Origin of the sequence: Faecalibacterium sp. I4-3-84 (genome assembly GCF_023347255.1) — a bacterium.
Classification (GTDB): domain Bacteria; phylum Bacillota; class Clostridia; order Oscillospirales; family Ruminococcaceae; genus Faecalibacterium; species Faecalibacterium taiwanense.
Genome location: NZ_CP094466.1, coordinates 2,390,432 through 2,410,324, shown reverse-complemented (window position 1 = coordinate 2,410,324; position 19,893 = coordinate 2,390,432). Strand labels below are relative to the sequence as shown.

General features: G+C 59.3%; 19 protein-coding genes. 3 read left to right on the top strand and 16 right to left on the bottom strand.

Annotation, left to right across the window (positions count from 1 at the left end; translation table 11 throughout):
* Positions 1 to 26: 26 nt before the first annotated feature.
* Both MTP41_RS11830 and MTP41_RS11825 read right to left on the bottom strand, forming a co-directional pair.
* Positions 27 to 941 (bottom strand): Ice-structuring protein, encoded by a 915-nt coding sequence (locus MTP41_RS11830; RefSeq protein WP_249235577.1) that lies wholly within the window; start codon positions 939 to 941, stop codon positions 27 to 29.
* Between the two features lie 107 nt (positions 942 to 1,048).
* Positions 1,049 to 1,390, bottom strand: a complete 342-nt coding sequence (locus MTP41_RS11825) for an arsenate reductase family protein (RefSeq protein ID WP_005945436.1) — start codon at positions 1,388 to 1,390, stop codon at positions 1,049 to 1,051.
* A 115-nt stretch (positions 1,391 to 1,505) separates the two neighbouring features.
* Here MTP41_RS11825 and MTP41_RS11820 point away from each other — a divergent pair, with 115 nt between their 5' ends.
* From MTP41_RS11820 to tsaD, 3 genes are all read left to right on the top strand, one after another.
* Positions 1,506 to 1,694, top strand: a complete 189-nt coding sequence (locus tag MTP41_RS11820; RefSeq protein ID WP_005945433.1) for a ferredoxin — start codon at positions 1,506 to 1,508, stop codon at positions 1,692 to 1,694.
* Positions 1,695 to 1,813: 119 nt separating this feature from the next.
* A complete protein-coding gene (polA, locus tag MTP41_RS11815; protein ID WP_249235576.1) occupies positions 1,814 to 4,387 on the top strand; it encodes a DNA polymerase I in 2,574 nt (857 codons plus the stop codon).
* Positions 4,388 to 4,390: 3 nt separating this feature from the next.
* Positions 4,391 to 5,398, top strand: coding sequence for a tRNA (adenosine(37)-N6)-threonylcarbamoyltransferase complex transferase subunit TsaD (gene tsaD / locus MTP41_RS11810; protein ID WP_097776634.1), 1,008 nt, complete (start codon positions 4,391 to 4,393; stop codon positions 5,396 to 5,398).
* Positions 5,399 to 5,451: 53 nt separating this feature from the next.
* Here tsaD and ribF read toward each other — a convergent pair whose 3' ends face one another.
* From ribF to MTP41_RS11740, 14 genes are all read right to left on the bottom strand, one after another.
* Positions 5,452 to 6,369 (bottom strand): riboflavin biosynthesis protein RibF, encoded by a 918-nt coding sequence (gene ribF / locus MTP41_RS11805; protein ID WP_097773877.1) that lies wholly within the window; start codon positions 6,367 to 6,369, stop codon positions 5,452 to 5,454.
* Positions 6,370 to 6,386: 17 nt separating this feature from the next.
* Entirely contained in the window at positions 6,387 to 7,271 is an 885-nt protein-coding gene (gene truB, locus MTP41_RS11800; protein ID WP_097773878.1) for a tRNA pseudouridine(55) synthase TruB, read from the bottom strand.
* Complete coding sequence (locus MTP41_RS11795) at positions 7,272 to 8,261, bottom strand: DHH family phosphoesterase (protein WP_120079717.1); 990 nt, start codon at positions 8,259 to 8,261, stop codon at positions 7,272 to 7,274.
* A gap of 17 nt (positions 8,262 to 8,278) precedes the next feature.
* Positions 8,279 to 8,671 carry a 30S ribosome-binding factor RbfA gene (gene rbfA / locus MTP41_RS11790; RefSeq protein WP_005945412.1) on the bottom strand — a complete coding sequence of 131 codons (393 nt, stop codon included), beginning with the start codon at positions 8,669 to 8,671 and terminating at the stop codon, positions 8,279 to 8,281.
* Positions 8,672 to 8,840: 169 nt separating this feature from the next.
* A complete protein-coding gene (gene infB, locus MTP41_RS11785) occupies positions 8,841 to 11,309 on the bottom strand; it encodes a translation initiation factor IF-2 (protein ID WP_097776638.1) in 2,469 nt (822 codons plus the stop codon).
* On the bottom strand, positions 11,306 to 11,683 hold the full coding sequence (locus MTP41_RS11780) for a L7Ae/L30e/S12e/Gadd45 family ribosomal protein (protein WP_097780834.1): 378 nt from the start codon (positions 11,681 to 11,683) through the stop codon (positions 11,306 to 11,308). The genes infB and MTP41_RS11780 overlap by 4 nt, the downstream gene beginning before the upstream one ends.
* Complete coding sequence (gene rnpM, locus MTP41_RS11775; RefSeq protein WP_005945403.1) at positions 11,667 to 11,966, bottom strand: RNase P modulator RnpM; 300 nt, start codon at positions 11,964 to 11,966, stop codon at positions 11,667 to 11,669. Before rnpM ends, MTP41_RS11780 begins: the two co-directional genes overlap by 17 nt.
* A gap of 33 nt (positions 11,967 to 11,999) precedes the next feature.
* Positions 12,000 to 13,106: a transcription termination factor NusA gene (gene nusA, locus MTP41_RS11770; protein ID WP_097773881.1), complete on the bottom strand. Its 1,107-nt coding sequence runs from the start codon at positions 13,104 to 13,106 to the stop codon at positions 12,000 to 12,002.
* A gap of 37 nt (positions 13,107 to 13,143) precedes the next feature.
* Positions 13,144 to 13,629, bottom strand: coding sequence for a ribosome maturation factor RimP (rimP, locus tag MTP41_RS11765; RefSeq protein ID WP_005945397.1), 486 nt, complete (start codon positions 13,627 to 13,629; stop codon positions 13,144 to 13,146).
* 137 nt (positions 13,630 to 13,766) lie between these two features.
* Positions 13,767 to 15,008, bottom strand: coding sequence for an aminopeptidase (locus tag MTP41_RS11760; protein ID WP_249235575.1), 1,242 nt, complete (start codon positions 15,006 to 15,008; stop codon positions 13,767 to 13,769).
* A gap of 119 nt (positions 15,009 to 15,127) precedes the next feature.
* The gene (locus MTP41_RS11755) at positions 15,128 to 16,549 is read right to left on the bottom strand and encodes a glycine--tRNA ligase (RefSeq protein WP_097773884.1); all 1,422 of its coding nucleotides are present in this window, start codon (positions 16,547 to 16,549) and stop codon (positions 15,128 to 15,130) included.
* Positions 16,550 to 16,731: 182 nt separating this feature from the next.
* Complete coding sequence (rlmH, locus tag MTP41_RS11750) at positions 16,732 to 17,217, bottom strand: 23S rRNA (pseudouridine(1915)-N(3))-methyltransferase RlmH (protein WP_044954166.1); 486 nt, start codon at positions 17,215 to 17,217, stop codon at positions 16,732 to 16,734.
* A gap of 63 nt (positions 17,218 to 17,280) precedes the next feature.
* Positions 17,281 to 17,511: a hypothetical protein gene (locus MTP41_RS11745; RefSeq protein WP_207699037.1), complete on the bottom strand. Its 231-nt coding sequence runs from the start codon at positions 17,509 to 17,511 to the stop codon at positions 17,281 to 17,283.
* A gap of 73 nt (positions 17,512 to 17,584) precedes the next feature.
* A complete protein-coding gene (locus MTP41_RS11740) occupies positions 17,585 to 19,834 on the bottom strand; it encodes a DNA gyrase subunit A (RefSeq protein ID WP_249235574.1) in 2,250 nt (749 codons plus the stop codon).
* Positions 19,835 to 19,893: the final 59 nt, after the last annotated feature.

Here is a 19,893-nt window from a genome sequence, read left to right as displayed (position 1 = left end):
CTTGTATCCGGTATTTTTGTTTTGTATTATGCCGCCGGGCTGGCTGTGCTTTCGTCCGCCTGTGCCTCGGTGCTGTCGGCGGGCTGTTCCTCCGCCTGTGTATCCACGCCCTCGTCTGTAGCTGTGCTGTCTGCCTCAGCCGAAGCAGAATCCGAACCGGCTGCTGCAAGAATGGCATCCTGCACATCGCTTTCTGCCATGGGTTCCGGCACATTCGCGGCCGGTGTGCTTTCCGTGCTCTCGGCCTTGGTCTCGCTCTCGGTCAGGCCGGTGAGATACCAACTGCCGCTCTGGCGCTCGAACAGATAATCCATGTACTTGGTGGGTGTATCCGAAGAAACATTGATGATGCTGTCGTCTGTGCTGGTGGTGGGGATATAGCCCACGGTCACATGCAGCTTGCCGCTGCGCTTGAACAGCTTGGTGACGACTGCGCGGTAATAGCCCACCGTGCCGGTGACCGGGATCTTATAGCACTGGGTGGCATCGTCAAACTCGATGGTCATATCCTCCATCTCAAAGCTGCGGTGGGTCAGCTTGAAGCCGGGGCCAAGCAGCTTTGCAAGGTAGGCATCCACATCCAGCGAGGGCAGCAGCAGCTGTTCGGTGTCGGGGTCGGTATTGTAGTTGTCAAATCCGCCCTGCGTTTCCTGAATATTATAGATGCAGCCCCACACCGCAGCTTCGCGCAGAGTCAGGTCGTCGATGTTCTCAATGCCGTCAAATGGCATGGGGTCAAACAGCACAAGCCCTTCCAGCTTATCTTCATATTCCTGCTTTTGGGCGGTATCATCGAACAGGTTCGCCACCGCGCCCACACCGGCCCGCAGCACGGTAACAAAGCCCACGATCACCAGAATGGCAACCAGAAGGCCCAGTGCCTGCCGCCCGCGGCGGCGCTGCATCCGGGCATGTTCTTCAGGGGTAATATAATGTTTCATAGTTGTTTTATCTCCCAGGGTTCTCAAATGCTACAGTGTCCAGTATACCACATACCGGCCCATTGTGCAAAACTATGCCCGTGGTTTTTTTGTGAAAAGCGCATTTCTTATTCCCATGTCTTCCACACATCGGGCTGGTAGCCCACGGTGGCCTTGCGGCCATTGCGTACAATGGGCGTTAAAAACAGCTGCTGGTTCTCAAACAGCTTGTCCTCCTTCTGCCAGTCCACCAGTGCGTCCAGAAGTGCAAGGGTCTGCTTGTCCTTCGCATTGGGGTCCACCAGCTTTTCCCAGCCGCCAAGAGCGCGGGCCACGTTCTCGAACTCGCCGCGGCTCATCTCTTTTTCCTTGAGGTCGATCATCTGGAACTTGATGCCGCGCTCCTTGAAATAGCGCTGGGCCTTTTTGGTATCAAAGCACTTGCTTGTGCCAAAGATCTGAATATTCATGGTCTGTACCCTCCTGAATTTTTATTGTACCACATCCTGTGCCCTCTGCATAGGCATAATTCGCAGCCGGATGGGCCATACTGCCCGCAGGGCATTATCAGAAGGAGGTTTTTCTATGAACGCATATGTTGACCCTGATCTGTGCATTGGCTGCACCCAGTGCGCCGGGCTTTGCCCCGCCGTGTTCCAGATGGAAGGCACGCTGGCCGTGGCCCAGCCCGGGCCGATCCCACCGGAGGAGGTGCCGCAGGCTGTGGACGCAGCCAACGCCTGCCCGGTAAGCGCGATCCGCATCGAGGAGTAAGAGGGAAGGCCGTCAACCATGTTGGCGGCTTTCTCTCTTTTTTACGCAAAAATCCCCCGCTGGGCACGGTTTTGTGGTATAATGCAGAATGTGTAATAATGCAATGGAGGAACACGACTATGCGTTTACTGGTCATTGACGGCAACAGCATTGCCAACCGTGCTTTTTTTGGCATCAAGCTGCTGACCACCAAGGACGGACGATACACCAACGCCATCTATGGCTTTCTGAATATCCTGCTCTCCCTGCTTAAGGAGTGCGAACCCGACGAGGTGGCTGTTGCCTTTGACCTGAAGGCTCCCACCTTCCGCCACAAAATGTACGATGGCTACAAGGCCACCCGCCATGGCATGCCCGAAGAGCTGGCCCAGCAGATGCCGGTGCTCAAGGAACTTCTGGCAGACCTCGGCTACCGCACCGTCACCGCCGAAGGCTGGGAAGCGGATGATATCCTTGGCACGCTGGCCGCTGCCTGCGCCGCCCGGAAGGACGACTGCTTCCTTGCTACAGGAGACCGGGACAGCCTGCAGCTGGTCAGTGACACCACCACTGTGCTGCTTGCCGCCACTGTCATGGGACGCAGCAAGACGGTGACGATGGACGTGGACGCCATTCAGGAAAAATACGGCATCCAGCCCAGACAGCTCATTGAGGTGAAGAGCCTGATGGGCGATGCTTCGGATAATATTCCGGGCGTGAAGGGCATTGGTGAAAAGACCGCCCTGACCCTTGTGCAGAACTTTGGCACGCTGGAAGGCGTGTACGAGCACATCGACGATAAGCTCATCAAGCCCAAACAGCGGGAACATTTGCTGGAATGCCGCGAGATGGCCCAGCTGAGCCACACCCTTGGCACCATCCGCACCGATGCACCCATCGACACGGCCGAGGGCACCTATGCCGTGGGCGAGGGCAACAAAGCCGAGGCCGTGCGCCTTTTGCAGGAATTGGAGATCCACTCTCTGATCCCTCGCTTTGGACTGGACGGCATTGCACCTGCCGCCCCGGAAGAAGAGGACGGCATCGAGCTGGCTGAAGCAGAGCTGGAAGCTCTGCCGCTGACCCCTTCCGGCACCTATCTGGTGGCATCGCGCCCGGCCGTGATGGGCAAGCAGGGCACCCGCAACGTGGTGCTGCAGCCGGAGAGCTGGTACGCCGTGCAGGACTGCACCGTTTACCCGCTGGAGGATGCCGACCTTGTGCGCCTGCTGGACAACGCAGACGTAACGCTGGAAGTGTTCAACGCAGCGCCCCTCTATGCCAAGGCCATGGCCGCAGGCGGCTGGGGCAGCAGCATCGTGTGGGATGGCAAGCTTGCCGCCTACCTGCTGGACGCTTCTGCTTCCAAGTATCAAATCAGCGAGCTGACCGCCAGCTACCGCGCCGCTGCTGCCTTTACCTGTGCCGATTACCCGGATGCAGGCCGCCTTGCAGACCTGTTCTGCAAGATGAAGGCCGAGATCACCGCCTGCGGTGAGGACGCCCTTTACAACGAGATCGAGTTCCCGCTGGCACAGGTGCTGGCCGATATGACCCGCACCGGTGTGCTGGTGGACAAAGACGGCATCGAGCAGTTCGGCGTAAAGCTGCGCACTGAGCTGGAGCAGGTGCTCACCCGCATCCACATGGAGACCGGCAGCGCCAGCTTCAACCCCAACAGCCCCAAGCAGTTGGGCGAAATGTTGTTTGACACCATGGGCCTGCCCCACGGCAAAAAGACCCAGCGCGGCTGGTCCACGGATGCCGAAACACTGGAAAGCCTGCGGGATTACCCGCTGGTGGAGGACATTCTGCAGTACCGCGCCTACCAGAAGCTGAACTCCACCTACGTGGAGGGCCTTTTGAAGGTGATCGGCGAGGATGGCCGCATCCACTCCACCTTCAACCAGACCGAGGCCCGCACCGGACGGCTCTCGTCCGATAACCCCAACCTGCAGAACATCCCCATCCGCACCGAGCTGGGCAGCCAGCTGCGCGCCTACTTTATTGCAAAGCCGGGCTGTGTGCTGGTGGATGCCGACTACAGCCAGATCGAGCTGCGCATTCTGGCCCACATTACCGGCGATGAGCACATGCAGCAGGCATTTTTGAACGGCGAGGACATCCACCGCAGCACCGCCGCAAAAATTTACGGCATCCCGCAGGAAGAAGTCACCTCCCGGCTGCGCTCTTCTGCCAAGGCCATCAACTTTGGCATCATGTACGGCAAGGGCGCTTACAGCCTTGCCAAGGACATCGGCGTGAGTGTGAAGGAGGCAGATGCCTTCCTCAAGAACTATCTGGCCGCGTTCCCCAAGGTGAGCGGCTACATGGATAAGACCATCGCGGACGCCAAGGCCTGCGGCTATGTATCTACCCTGTTCGGCCGCCGCCGTGCTCTGCCGGAGCTGGCAAGCAGCAACTTCAATGTGCGTTCCAGCGGCGAACGCATGGCCCGCAACACCCCCATTCAGGGCACTGCGGCCGACGTGATCAAGCTGGCCATGGTGCGGGTATGGAAGCGGCTGCGGGACGAAAAGATGGAAAGCCGCCTGATCCTGACCGTCCACGATGAACTGATCGTGGAAGCACCGCAGGCTGAAGCCGAAAAGGCTGCGCAGATCCTGCGGGAGGAAATGGAAGGCTGCGTGCAGTATGCCGTGCCCCTGAGCACCGATGTGCACGCAGGCAAAAACTGGCTGGAGGCCCACTAAAACATGATTATTTTGGGAATTGAATCCACCTGCGACGAGACCGCCGCAGCTCTGGTGGAGGACGGCCGGCACCTGCTGAGCAACGTCATTTCCACCAGCGTAAAAGAACAGGCTCTTTACGGCGGCGTTGTGCCGGAGATCGCCAGCCGCCGCCACTGCGAGTTTATCAGTGCTACGGTCAAAAAAGCCCTGCTGGATGCAGGCAAGACCATCGACGATGTGGATGCCGTGGCCGTCACCTTTGCGCCGGGCCTGATCGGTGCAGTGCTGGTGGGCGTGAATTTTGCCAAGGGTCTGGCCTACTCGGCCAATAAGCCTTTGGTGCCGGTGCACCACCTGCGCGGACACATTGCCGCACTGTACCTCACCCACCCGGAGCTGAAGCCTCCCTTCCTCTGCCTTGTGGCCTCCGGCGGCCACAGCCACATTGTGGAGGTGCAGGACTACACCCATTACCACATCCTCGGCCACACGGTGGACGATGCCGCCGGTGAAGCCTTTGACAAGGTGGCCCGCACGCTGGGTCTGCCCTATCCCGGCGGCCCCAGCGTGGCCAATGCCGCCAAGACCGGCAACCCCAAGGCCTATCGCCTGCCGGTGCCCCATGTGGACGGCAAGTACAACGTGAGCTTTTCCGGCCTGAAAACCGCCGTGCTCAATGAGGTGAACAAGGCCCAGATGAAGGGCGAAGAAGTGAATGTGCCCGACCTTGCCGCCAGCTTTCAGGACCGCATTGCGGGCATTCTGGCCGAAAAGCTGCTGCTGGCCGCAGCGGACACCGGCGCAAAGCAGGTGTGTCTGGCAGGCGGCGTTGCCGCCAACGGACGGCTGCGTCAGCTGGTGAACGACGGTGCCCAGAAGCTGGGTGCAAAAGTTTATCTGCCGGAGCTGAAATTCTGCGGTGACAACGGCGCTATGATCGCGGCGCAGGGGTATTACCAGTACATTGCAGGCCACACAGCGGGCCTTGAACTGAACGGTCTGCCCACTTTACCCATCGACTACGAATAAGCAGTAAAAAAAGACCTGCCTTTCCGGGATCTCCGGAAGGACAGGTCTTTTTCTTATGCAAAATATTCCTGTGCACGCTTTGCAGCGTTGTTGATGCAGGCCCGCAGCTCGTCCAGCGTATCAAACTTTTTGCTGGGGCTGAGGTAGGCGTGGAACTCCACCACCGGGTCGGTGCCGTAGAGGTCGCCGGAAAAGCCCGGGATAAAGGTCTCGCAGGTCACCTTGGTGGCATCATCGTTGACGGTAGGGCGGCTGCCAAGGCCGGTGGCCGAAGGATACCACACCCCGCCAATGTGGGTGCGGGTGATATAAATGCCGCTGCGGGGCAGCTGAAAGCCCTTGGGATACAGCTGGTTGATGGTGGGCACCCCCAGCGTGTGGCCCAGACCTGCACCGTGCTGCACCTCGAACCGGATGGCGTAGGGCATCCCCAGCATGGCGTTTGCTGCCGGGATGTCGCCGCCTTCCAGCGCGGTGCGGATGCGGGTGGAAGACACCGGCTTTTCCTCAAACTGCGCCATGGGCACCACGATCACCTCCACGCCCAACGGAGCGCAGAGGGTGCGCAGCAGCTCCGGGTTGCCGGCCGCTTTGGCACCAAAGGTAAAGTTTTCGCCGCAGACCAGCGCACGGGCATTGCAGTCCCGCACGATGCCCAGCACGAACTGCTCCGGGGTCAGGCCCTTGATCTCCTCAAAGTCCGGCGTGAGGTAATACTCCACGCCAAGGCTTGCGATCAGAGCATGCTTATCCGCTGTGGAAAGCAGGCGCTTGCCCTTCATCTTATTCACCATCGGCAGCTTGAAGGTAAACACCGCCGGGGCGGCATCGTGTTCTTTGGCCCACTGCACGGCGCTTTCGATCACCGCACGGTGGCCGATGTGGATGCCGTCAAAAAAGCCCATTGCCACTGCGGTGCCTTTTTCCGGCTGCGCCAGCGGCAGCGGTGCAAATTGTGAAATGATCTGCATGGGTTTTGTTTCCTTTTTCAATTACGTTCTACGAACAGTTTTTCCACCCGCAGCACACCCTGTACGATATTGGCAAGGCCCAAAAACTGTCCGGCGGCATTGCGCACCCGGTAGCGGCCATCTGCTGCCGGATACCGGCTGGTGGGGCAGCCGTTGTACAAATGCTGTTCCACCCAAGGCTCCACCACCAGCAGCGGTAGGCTTTCAAACACGCTTTCCACCGGCAGCATCAGCGCTTCCAGTGCGTCCATGCCCTGCTCTTTTGCGGCAAGAATTTCCTCCAGCGTGTGGGCATCGGCTTCGGTGTACACGCCCGCCGAGGTGCGGCGCAGTGCGCTCATGGTGCCCTTCTGGCCCATGGCGGCGGCAATGTCTTCCAGCAATGTGCGGATATAGGTGCCCTTGGAGCACGTTACATCCAGCACATACTCATCCTCTGCCGGGCTGCCGCCGTAGGTGATGCTGTAAATTTCAATGGGGCGTGCCTTGCGCTCCACGGTCACACCCTCACGGGCCAGCTTATACAGCGGCTGACCGTTCAGCTTGATGGCTGAGTACATGGGCGGCACCTGCATCTGCGGGCCGATGAACTGCGGCAGCACGGCCAGCAGTTCCCCTTCGCCCGCCGTGACCGGAGCCGTTTCCAGCACAGTGCCGGTCACATCGCCGGTGTCGGTGCGCACGCCCAGTTTTAAAACCGCACGGTAGCTTTTATCGTGGTTCAGCTGCAGGTCCACTGCCTTGCTGGCACCGCCGCAGAACACCGGCAGCACGCCGGTGGCCATGGGGTCCAGCGTGCCGCTGTGGCCCAGCTTGCGGGTGCCCAGCACGCCGCGCAGCTTTGCCACCACATCAAAGCTGGTCCAGTCCATGGGCTTGTCAACGATCAGGATGCCCTGCATTTATGCTTCCTCCTGCGGTGCGTCCAGCTCGGCTTCCACCTCTGCCAGAATTGCATTTTTTGCGTTTTCCAGATTGCCCAGCAGCTCACAGCCTGCAGCGCGGCTGTGACCGCCTCCGCCCAGACGCCGAGCGATGGCGCAGGCATCCACGCCCTTTGCGGTGCGCACGCTGATGCGGTAGCTGCCGCCGGGCTGCTGCCGCAGGGTCAGGCCCACCTTTACGCCCTCAATGCTCACAGGCAGGCTGGTCAGTTCTTCCAGATCGGCCGGGTCCACCCCGCTCTGCTCGATCTCGTCCCGGGTGAGGTAGATGAGCGCGCACCGGCCATCCAGATAGTATTCCAGATGGTTGCGGGCAATACGCTCGGCCTCCATGCGCTCACGGGGCTTGGTATCGAACAGCAGGGTGTTCAGCTCTTCCACATGACAGCCCGCCTCAATGAGCTTTGCCGCCACGATGTGGGTGTTTGCCGTGGTGGAAGAGAACCGGAAGCAGCCGGTGTCGGTTGCAAGGCCGGTGTAAAGGCAGTCTGCAATGTGCGGCGTAATGGCAACGCCCATGGCGTTGATCACCTCGTACAGCAGCTCTGCCGCCGCTGCGGCGCTGCCATTGAGCAGGGTGAAGTCGGCATAGCCGCTGTTGCCTGCGTGGTGGTCGATGCACAGGTCCACATGGCGCGAGAACTGCGTCATACCGTTGTTTTCTCCAAACAGCTGCACGCTGGCAACATCCACCGCTACCACCGTCTGCGGCTCAAACTCACCTTTGAACATATGTGCGTTGGTAAACGCATACCGGTTGGGAATGGCATCGGAGCAAAGCACTGCCACGTTTTTATCCAGTGCCTTCAGTGCACAATACAGCGCGCTGCCGCAGCCAATGGTATCGCCATCCGGGTTTTTGTGACACAGAATCAAAATGTTGTCCGCCGTCATCAGGCGCTGGGCCATCTGCTGCACATTCAACTGTTCTGTCATTCCATGATCCATCCTTTCCGCAGGCGGAATTATTCTTCGGTCTCCTCCGGTGCGCTGGCTTCGGTGTCAGCGTCGCCGTTCACGTTCAGCGTGCGGAGCAGCTCGTTGATGTGGGCTGCATAGGCGGCACCGTCATCCTCTACGAAGATGAAGCGGGGAGCCTTGCGGATGTGCATTTTCTTGCTCACTTCAGTGCGCACATGGCCTGCCGCGCGGTTCAGTGCCTCGATGGCGGGCTTGGGGCCGTCCTCGCGGCCCATCACGCTCACATACACCTTGGCCACATCCAGATCAGGGGTCACATCCAGACGGGTGACGGTGAGCAGACCGCCCTCCAGACGCGGGTCCTTCAGCCTGCCGATGATGGCAATGATCTCGCGCTTCATATCCTGCGCCAGACGGCCCATATTCTTCTGAGACATAGTATTTCTCCCTATAAAAGAAAACCCTCTCAGCCTCGCTTCGCTCGGCAGCTCTCCCGAGAGGCGAGCTTTTTGCGTGGATACGGCAAACGTTCCGTTTCTCTGCAAACCTCCCACCTCGGGGGAGGTGGCATTGCGCCAGCAATGACGGAGAGGGTTATTTCAGATCTTAATCGCGGTACTCTTCCATCTTGAAGGCTTCGTACACGTCGCCTTCCTTAACGTCGGCAAACTTTGCCAGAGTAACGCCGCACTCGTAGCCCTCGGCCACTTCCTTGGCATCATCCTTGAAGCGCTTCAGGGATGCGATCTCGTCCTCGGTGATCACGATGCCGTCACGCACCACGCGCACCTTGCTGTCGCGGGTGATCTTGCCGCTGGTCACGCGGCAGCCTGCAACGGTGCCCACATTGGAGATCTTGTACACCTGACGGACCTGCAGCTCGCCCAGAGACACCTCGCGGAACTTGGGAGCCAGCATGCCCTTCATAGCGTCGGTGACATCGTTGATGGCATCATAGATGACGCGGTACATACGCATTTCCACCTTGGTGGCAGCAGCTTCTTCCTTGGCCACATTGTCCGGGCGGACGTTGAAGCCGATGATGATGGCGTTGGAGGCATCGGCCAGATCCACGTCGGACTTGCTGATGGCACCGACACCGGCATGGATGACACGCACGCGCACCTCTTCGTTGGAGATCTTCTCCAGACTCTGCTTCACAGCCTCGGCAGAACCCTGCACGTCGGCCTTGACCACGATAGCCAGTTCCTTCATGTCGTTCTGTGCCATCTGGCTGAACAGGTTATCCAGAGTGACCTTCTGGAAGGAGGAGAACTGCTTTTCCTTGGCGGCAGCAACGCGCTGTTCGGCCAGCTCACGGGCCAGACGCTCGTCCTCAACAGCCTCGAACAGGTCGCCTGCTTCCGGCACAGCGGTCAGGCCGGTGATCTCCACAGGGGTAGAGGGGCCGGCATCGCTCAGCAGCTGGCCCTTGTCGCTGCGCATGGTGCGCACGCGGCCCACAGCGGTACCGGCAATGATCACATCGCCGGAGTGCAGGGTGCCGTTCTGCACCAGAATGGTGGCAATGGGGCCCTGGCCCTTGTCCAGACGGGCCTCGACGACCGCACCCTTGGCGCGGCGGTTGGGGTTTGCCTTCAGCTCCATGACCTCAGCTTCCAGAGCAATGCGCTCCAGCAGGTCGTTGATGCCCATGCCGGTCAGGGCAGACACCGGGATGCAGGCCACATCGCCGCCCCAGTCCTCGGTGATGATGCCGTACTTGGTCAGGCCTTCCATCACGCGCTCGGGGTTTGCGGTGGGCTTATCCATCTTGTTCATTGCCACGATAATCTTGACATTTGCAGCCTTGGCGTGGTTGATGGACTCGATGGTCTGGGGCATGATGCCGTCGTCGGCAGCAACCACCAGAACTGCAATATCGGTCATGTTGGCACCGCGGGCACGCATGGAGGTGAATGCCTCATGGCCCGGGGTATCCAGGAAGGTGATGAGGCTGTCGTTGACCTTGACCTGATATGCACCGATGGCCTGCGTGATGCCGCCGGCCTCGCCTGCGGTAACGTTGGTCTTGCGGATGGCATCCAGAATACTGGTCTTGCCGTGGTCAACGTGGCCCATGACGCAGACAACCGGGGGACGCTCCACCAGGTCCTCCTGCGAATCCTCTTCCTGCGTGAACAGGCGCTCCTCGATGGTCACATGCACCTCGTGCTCGACCTTTGCGTGGAACTCCTCTGCCAGCAGAGAAGCGGTATCGAAATCGATCACATCGTTGATGGCGTGCATCTCGCCCATCTGCATGAACTTGGCAATGACCTTGCCGGCCTGCTGCTTCAGGCGGGCAGCCAGCTCGCCCACGGTGATCTCGTCGGGAATCATCACCTTCAGCTGTGCGCTGCGGGCCTTTTCCAGCTGGATGCGCTGCAGACGCTCGAACTCGGTCTCGCGCTTGCCCTTCTGGAACTGCTGGCGCTGGCGCTGACCGCGCTGGGTGAACTTTTGCTTGTTGCCCTGCGGGGTGGGCTTGCGGCGGTTCTCGGTGTTCTTGGTGGAAGCCAGATCATCGTAACGGGCATCGAAGCGGTCCACGTTCATATCCACAGTGCGGGTATCCACGGTGACCTGATTGTCCTCGCGGCGCACGGACACAGCCTGTGCCGGAGCAGCGGATGCCTTGGCACCGGTCTCACGAGCCAGTTCGCTGAGAGAAACGGTCTTTTCCTCGCGCTTCTTGTGCTGCTCGTTCTTCTTTTCGTTATGCTTATTGCCGTTCTTATCCTGCTGGGCAGGCTCTGCCTTTTTGGCGGCAGGCTGCTCCGGCTTCTTTTCTGCCTTGGGAGCTTCGGGCTTTTTCTCGGCCTTCTTCTCGGCCTTCTTTTCAGTGGGCTTCGGCTCTTCCTTTGCGGCCTTGGCGCTGTTCAGGAATTCGTCCAGATTTGCCACGCTGTTATCCTTGCTGAACTTTTCCAGCAGGTAGTTCAGCTCGTTCTCTTCCAGATTGGAGCTGTTCTTCTTGCCGGTGCTGCCCATGGCGTTCAGCTCATCCAGGACCTTCTTGGCGGAAAGGTTCAGATCCTTTGCAAAATCACTCACTTTATATTTTACGATCATTCGGTCATATCCTCCTCATTTTTGATTGCTCCGCAGTCCGACAGGCGGTCAAAGCAGAGCTTTGCGAGGTTGCGGTCAGTCACCGCGTAAACAGCCACAGGCTTGCGGCTGATATCGGCCAGTTTATCCTGCGTAAGCGGCATGGTGATCACATCCACCAGATCGCCCACAGAATAGTCGAGACGCTGCACGGTCTTGGCGCTGGCATCGCTTGCCACCATCACCAGCCATGCCTTGCTCTTGACGCAGGCATCTTCCACGGCATCAAAGCCCATGGTCAGTGCGCCCGCCTTGCGGCACAGGCTCAGCGCCTGATATAGCGCTTCCTCCGGCGGCAGCTTGGGCTTTGCGGGGGTGTTATTCTTCTTTGCCATTTGCTGCTGCCTCCTTTGCGGCTTCGGCCAGCTGTGCGGCCAGAGCCTCATAAACTTCGGCGGGAACCGGCTGCTCAAAGCAGCGCTCCAGCGCCTTTTTCTTTTTTGCCTTGGTCAGGCAGTCGGGGTTCGGGCAGAGATACGCGCCGCGGCCCGGCTTTTTGCCGACCAGATCAATGCTGATCTCTCCGCTGGGTGCACGCACCACACGCACCAGCTCCTTTTTGGGGCGGCTAGTCATGCAGCCGATGCACTGGCGGGAAGGGATCTTTTTCTGTGCCATCCGGTTTCCCTCCTTTGGCCATCTGCGCCGGAATTACTCGGTGTCGGTCTCGGCTTCCTTCTTCGGCTCTTCCTCGCCATAATAGCCGCTCTCGGGGCGGATATCAATGTTGTAGCCGGTCAGGCGTGCGCACAGGCGTGCGTTCTGGCCCTTGTTGCCAATGGCAAGGCTCAGCTGCTGGTCGGGCACGGTCACACGGCAGGAACGGGTCTCGCCGGGCAGCAGTTCCACCTTGACCACCTTGGCCGGGCTGAGTGCTGCGGAGATGAACTCGGAGATATCCTCGCTCCACTTCACGATGTCGATCTTTTCGCCGCCCAGCTTTTCCACAACAGCAGCTACACGGGCACCGTGCTCGCCGATGCAGGCGGAAACAGGGTTCACGTTGGGGTCCTTGCTCCAAACAGCCATCTTGGTGCGGGCACCGGCCTCGCGGCTGATGGCCTTGACCTCCACAGTGCCGTCAAAAATTTCGGGCACTTCCAGCTCAAACAGGCGCTTGACAAGGCCGGGGTGGGTGCGGCTGATCATAACGCGGGGGCCGCGCTCAGTGCTGACCACGTCCACCACGTAGACCTGCAGGGTCTGGCCCTCGGTGTACACCTCGCCGGGCACCTGCTCGTTGTGGGGCAGGATAGCCTCGCCGCCCTTGCCCAGATCCAGAGCAACGATGCCCTTCTCCGGGTCCACGCGGGTAACGGTGGCCTGCACGATGTCGTGTGCACGGGACTGGATCTCGCTCAGCTGCTGGCTGCGCTCAGCCTCGCGGATGCCCTGACGGATCACGTGCTTTGCGGTCTGGGCTGCAATGCGGCCGAAGTCCTTGGTCTTGAGGGGGGTCACGATGCGGTCGCCCACTTCGTAGCTCTTGCGGATCTTCTGTGCCTCGGTAATGCCGATCTCAGAGTGCTCGTCGTACCAGTCCTCGTCGGCCACAACGTCCTGGATCAGGGCCACATCAAAGCGGCCTGCGGCGGGGTCGATATCCACCTTCACGTGGTCCTCTTCCACCTCATAGTTCTTCTTGACGGCAATGATGATCGCAGCCTTGATCTTTTCGATCAGGTATTCTGCGGTGATGCCGCGCTCGTGCTCCAGCATGGAGAGAGCTTCAAAAAATTCATTGTTCGCTGCTGCCATTTTTCGGGTTCCTCCTGTAATTTACTCTCTATCTATGTTAGTCAAACAGGTCTTCATCGTCGCATAGGTTCACGCTGGATGCGGCGTTCACCTCAAAGGTGACAGCGCCCGCATCGGTGTTCACCGTAACGGTGCTGCCCTCGCGGCCTGTCAGGATACCGGAAAACTCACGCACACCGTCTGCATTCGGGCGGATGAGCTTTACCCGGATCTTCTGGCCCTTGAGGGCTTCATAGTGCTCCGGGCGGGTCAGCTTACGGCCAAGGCCGGGGCTGCCCACTTCCAGATAATAGCTCTGGTCGATGGGGTCTGCCTCGTCAAGGATGGGGTCCAGCGCATGGGAAACATCCGCGCAGGTGTCGGTATCCATGGTGCCGTCCTTGTCGATGAGCACGCGAAGATACCAGTCTGGACCTTCCTTTTCAAAAACCACATCCCACAGGCGCAGGCCCATGCCCTCCACGGTGGGGCGGACAAGCGCTTCGACTCTCTGGGCGGTGTTGCCGCCAGACTGCTTCGCCATAAAAAACCTCCAAACAAACAAGAAACGCGGACCTTGCGGCCCACGTTTCAGGTTAAACTATATCGTACTACTAGAATATACCATACATCCCGCGATTATGCAAGCATTTTCGCAGATTTTTTTCGCCGTAGGGTCTTTTACAGCACCCACACGCCGTCCCGGAACAGCTCCACGGTGCGGCCATCGCGGCATTTGCCGGTGATATGGCTGTCCTCTGCACCGATCATCACATCCTCATGCAGGCGGGACTGGTTCATGCCGCGGGCCAGCAGCTCTTCCTTCGTCAGCGCCGTGCCGCCCTTCGTGGTGCCGGGGTAGCTGGCACCAAAAGCGATGTGGCAGGCGGCATTTTCGTCAAACAACGTGCTGTAGAACAGCTTGCCGCTGCGGTTGATGGGGCTGCTTGCCGGCACCAGTGCCACTTCGCCAATGCTGCGGGAGCCTTCGTCGCCGTCCAGCAGACGGCCCAGCAGCACCTGTCCCTGCTCGGCGTGGTAGTCCACAACCCGGCCCTTCTCAAAGGTGACACGGAAGTTCTTGATGAGCTGGCCGTTGAACACATAGGGCTTTGTGCCGTAGACGATGCCCTCTACTCTGTCCTTGTGGGGCGCAGTGAACACTTCCTCCGTGGGGATGTTGGGCAGGAACACCACGCCCTTTTCGCTCTTGCTGGCGGCGCTTTCCCACACAGCCTGATCCGCAAGACCCACGGTCAGGTCCGTGCCATTGCTGCTCTCAAAATGCACGCTTTCCAAGTCCAGCGCGTTCATTTTATCCCGCAGAGTGCTGAGCCGCTCCATATGGGCCTGCCACTCGTTCACCGGGTCGCCGCCGGTGACCCGGCACACGTCAAAGATCAGCTTCCACAGCGCTTCCATTGCGGCATCCGCGTCCAGCTCCGGGAAGATCTTCTTTGCCCACGGCACACTGGGCAGAGCTGCAATGGACCACTGCACCCGGTCGTTCATGGTGTACTCCTGCCACTCCTCCATAAAGGCGCGGCGGGCGGCATTCACCCTGCTGATCTTATTGCCGTCAATGCCCGCATACAGCTCCGGGTCGTCCGCAATGAGATGCAGTACACACACGCCGCCCTCGCTTTCAGCATAGTCAAGATAGCGGCGCAGCTGCCATGGCTTGAGGTCGGTCAGAGCCTCCTCGCTGCCCAGCTCCATGCGGGCGCGGGCCACAGCGTCATCGCTCCAGTTCACCTGCACATCCCGGGCACCGGCTTCGTAGGCACTGCGCACGCACAGCCGCGCCAGCGGCGCGCCCTCCAGCGGGCAGTTGATGATGAGGGTCTGGCCCGGCTGCGGGTTCACCCCCACCCGGACGATGAAATCGGCATATTTTTTCAGCAGTTCGTCAAAGTTTTCCACGGTAGAACCTCCTGCGGTGTAAAATGCATTTTTGTTTTCAGTATACCGCAAACCGGTGCCCAAAACAAGCAAAAGGAGCCGTTCCCCTTTTACCGGGAACGGCTCCTTGAAAAAGCAGTTTAGAACTCGATCTTGCTCTCGATATAAGCTTTCAGCTCGGAGATGGGCATACGCACCTGCTCCATGGTGTCGCGGTCACGGACAGTGACGCAGTTGTCGGCGGCAATGCCCTTAGCCTCGTCACCCACGGTATCAAAGTCCACAGTGATGCAGTACGGGGTGCCGATCTCGTCCTCGCGGCGGTAACGCTTGCCGATGGAACCGGTATCATCGTAATCCACCATGAAGTACTTGCTCAGCTCGTTGCGGATCTCCATGGCCTTCTCGCCCAGCTTCTTGCTCAAGGGCAGCACGGCGCACTTGTAGGGAGCCAGAGCCGGATGCAGATGCAGCACGGTGCGGATATCCTCCTTGCCCTTGCTGTCGGTCAGGTGCTCCTCGTCGTATGCTTCGCACAGGAAAGCCAGAGCCACACGGTCACAGCCCAGAGACGGCTCAATGACGTAGGGGATGTAGTGCTCGTTGGTCTCGCTGTCGAAGTACTCCAGGCTCTTGCCGGAAGCTTCCTGATGGCGGGTCAGGTCGTAGTTGGTACGGTCTGCAATGCCCCACAGCTCACCCCAGTCGGTGAACGGGAAGGCGTACTCGATATCGGTGGTAGCGCGGCTGTAGAAGGCCAGCTCTGCAGGCTCGTGGTCACGCAGGCGCAGGTGTTCCTTCTTGATGCCAAGGCTCAGCAGCCAGTTCTCGCAATAGTCCTTCCAGTAAGCGAACCATTCCAGATCGGTGCCGGGCTTGCAGAAGAACTCGCACTCCATCTGCTCGAACTCACGGGTGCGGAAGGTGAAGTTGCCCGGGGTGATCTCGTTGCGGAAAGCCTTGCCCACCTGGCACACGCCGAAGGGCAGCTTGCGGCGGGTGGTGCGCTGGATGTTGGCAAAGTTGACAAAGATGCCCTGTGCGGTCTCAGGACGCAGATAGCAGGTGGAAGAGCTGTCCTCAGTAACGCCGATGGCAGTCTTGAACATCAGGTTGAACTTGCGGATGGGGGTAAAATCGTGCTTGCCGCACACCGGGCAGACGATGTCCTCATGCTCTGCGATGAAAGCATCCATCTCGTCAAAGCTCATGGCATCCACGTTCACCTCGGGGTGCTCCTCACCGATCAGCTTGTCGGCGCGGTGGCGTGCCTTGCAGGCGCGGCAGTCCAGCAGGGGGTCCGAGAAGCTGGAGACGTGGCCGGTGGTCACCCAGGTCTGAGGGTTCATGATGATGGCTGCATCCAGACCCACATTGTAGGGGCTCTCCTGCACGAATTTCTTCAGCCATGCCTTTTTGACATTGTTCTTGAACTCGACGCCCAGCGGGCCGTAGTCCCAGCTGTTGGCCAGACCGCCGTAGATCTCGGAACCGGGGAACACATAACCACGGTTCTTGCAGAGATTGACGATCATATCAAGGGTCTTTTCGCTCTGTTCCATTGTAGTACATCCTTTCCGTCCGCGGCTGGTTTGCCGTGTCGTTGTTGTATCGTTCCGGCAGCTTTCCCCACTGCCGGGCGTGCTTTTCAAAGGGAAAGCACAGTATCTTTACTGTACCATGTTTTGCGCCGCTTGTAAAGCCGAAAACCGGCCTGCTTTGGAGAACAGACCGGTTTTTGCACTTATTTATGGTATTTCATTCCTGCATTGATGGTGCAGGCGCGGTAGATCTGTTCCGTGAGCACAAGGCGGGCCAGCTGGTGGGGCATGGTGATGCGTCCCATGCTGAACTTGAGGGCGGCGGCCTTTTTCACCTCATCGGACAGGCCGTGAGACGAGCCGATCACAAAGGCCACATCCCCTGCCCCGCTGTTTGCGCGGTCGGCAAGGAACTGCGCCAGCTCGTCGGAGGAGATCTGCCTGCCTTCAATGCACATGGCCACGATGGCAGCACCCTTGCGCACGTTGGACAGGATGGCCTTGCCCTCCTTGTCCAGTGCCTTTTTTACCACGGCATCCGAGGCGTTCTTCTCCTCGATCTTTTCCTCCGGCAGCTCGATGATGCGGAAGGACGCGAAGGCGGCAAGGCGCTTCTGGTACTCCGCTACGCCCTCGGCGAAATATTTTGCATTCAGCTTGCCCACACAGATCAGGTCGATGTTTTGCATTGCAGTTTCCTCTTTTATGCAGTTTCCTCTTTTATGCAGTTTCCTCTTTTATATAGAAACGATTTAAAATTGTCTCCGCTTCGCTCTGACAATAATAGCGGAAATTCCATTTTTATTTTCGTGTTTGTCGCGGCCTGCGGGCCGCTCCAAACACATTTTCACGGGTGGGGTCGCTGCCGGAAAATGCATTTTTCCGCTGCGCGACGGCTGCAAGCCGACAGCAGCAAGATGCCGTTTGCCGTTGCGGCCTTTCTTGTGAAAAGGCAAATTGGAAAAATCCGCAGATTTTTCCAATTTGCAATCCTTAAAATCAACTTCCGCTAAGAATGGCAGAGCGAAGCGGAGCCATTTCTCAATAAAAAGCGTTTTACAGCAGGCTCATCTGCTCGCCCTCGTCCTCGGCGCGGAGCAGCGCACCGGTAGCGGGCAGGCTGCGCACCCGGTAGCGGTGGGGGTTCGCCAGCTCCAGCGTGTCCGCAGGCACCACCGAAGCGATGGTCTGGTTCTTTTTCAGGGTGACCACCGCCACGCCCTGACTGTCGCGGGTGGTCTTTGCGGCGATCTGCGCCGTGCCAACCAGCAGCATCCGGCTGGCACTGGTGCGGATGGCAAGCTCGGTCTCCTCCGGCAGGAAGAAGAGCTTCGCCAGCGGTTCCTTGTCGCAGTAGGCCTTGAGCAGCTTACGGCGGTTCTGCTTGGTGGCATAGGAGCTGAGCGGGATCTTTGCGCACCTGCCGCTGGCAAAGAAGAACAGCATATAGCCGCTGTAGTCGCTGGTGATCACCATGGAGAGCACGTTCTCGCCCTCGTCCATGCCCAGACGGCCCGGGATGAAAATGCCCATCTGGGCCACCTTGCCGTCCTCCAGCTCTGCCAGACGCACCTTGTACACCTGCTGGCGGTCGGTAAAGAACAGCGCTTCTACGTTGTTGCGGGTCTCGATCTGCTGCACGATCTCGTCGCCTTCTTTCAGCTTGTGGGCACCGGCGGTGCGCAGACCCTGCGGTGGGATCTTTTTGAAGTAGCCCTCGCGGGTAAAGAACACCGTCACGGGGTAATCCGGAGCTTCTTCCTCCTCGGAGCCGTTCTCTTCCTCAGGCAGATCGTACAGGATCTCGCTGCGGCGGGGCTGGCCGTACTTCTTGGCAACATCGTTCAGCTCATTGATGATGATGCGGCGGATGCGGGCGGGCTTTGCAAGGATATCGTTCAGGTCGGCAATGTCCTTCTCCAGCTGTTCGATCTCGCTGGTGCGCTTGAGGATATATTCCCGGTTCAAATGACGCAGCTTGATCTCGGCCACATAGTCGGCCTGCACTTCATCGATGCCAAAACCGATCATCAGGTTGGGCACCACTTCGGTCTCTTCCTCGGTGGTGCGGATAATTTTGATTGCCTTGTCAATGTCCAGCAGGATAGCAGCAAGACCCTTGAGCAGGTGCAGGCGCTTTTCCTTGCCGTGCAGGTCGTAGTAGGTGCGGCGGCGCACGCACTCCACACGGAAGGCCGTCCACTCCTTGAGAATTTCGCGCACACCCATCACGCGGGGCTGGCCGGACACCAGAATATTGAAGTTAGCGCTGAAGCTGTCTTCCAGAGGGGTAGCCTTAAACAGCTTTGCCATCAGCTTGTCGGCATCCACGCCGCGCTTGAGGTCCAGTGTCAGCTTCAGGCCGTTCAGGTCGGTCTCGTCACGCATGTCGCTGATCTCCTTGACCTTACCGGCCTTGACCAGCTCCGCGATCTTATCCATGATGGCCTCCACCGTGGTGGTGGGCGGGATCTGGGTGACCTCGATCATGTTTTCGCCCGGCACCACGTTGTAGCGGGCGCGTACCTTCACGCTGCCGCGGCCGTTCTCGTAAATTTCACGCATCTGCGCTTCATCGTACAAAATCTGACCGCCGCCCACGAAGTCCGGGGCGGGCATGGTGGTGGAGATGTCGTGGTGCTCGTCCTTCATCAGGGCCACGGTGGTGGCGCACAGCTCTGCCAGATTGAAGGAGCAGATGTTGCAGGCCATGCCGACGGCGATACCCAGCGTGTTGTTGGCCAGAATGGTGGGGAATGTGACCGGCAGCAGGGTAGGCTCGGTGGTGGTGCTGTCGTAGTTGGGCACAAAGTCCACGGTCTCCTTGTCGATATCCCGGAACAGCTCCTCGCACACACCCTCGAGCTTTGCCTCCGTGTAACGGGCAGCAGCGCAGGACATATCCCGGCTGTAGGCCTTGCCGAAGTTGCCCTTGCTGTCCACAAAGGGCACCAGCAGGCTCTCGTTGCCGCGGCCCATGCGCACCATGGTGTCGTAGATGGCGGCATCGCCGTGGGGGTTCAGGTGCATGGTGCTGCCCACGATGTTGGCAGACTTGGTGCGTGCGCCCTTGAGCAGGCCCATCTCGTACATGGTGTACAGCAGCTTGCGGTGCGCCGGTTTGAAGCCGTCGATCTCTGGCAGCGCGCGGCTGACGATGACGCTCATGGCGTAGGGCATATAGTTGGTTTCCAGCGTGCGGGTGATGGGGTCCTCCAGCACACTGCCGGCATTTAAAATTTCAACGCCGTCGCCCAGCTGCGGGCGCACCGGCTTGAGTGTTTTCTTGGTCGATTTTCTAGGCATCTTCTAACCTCTTGACGATTTTAAATGGGCGCCGCTCTCGCTCTGCCCATATTCAGCGG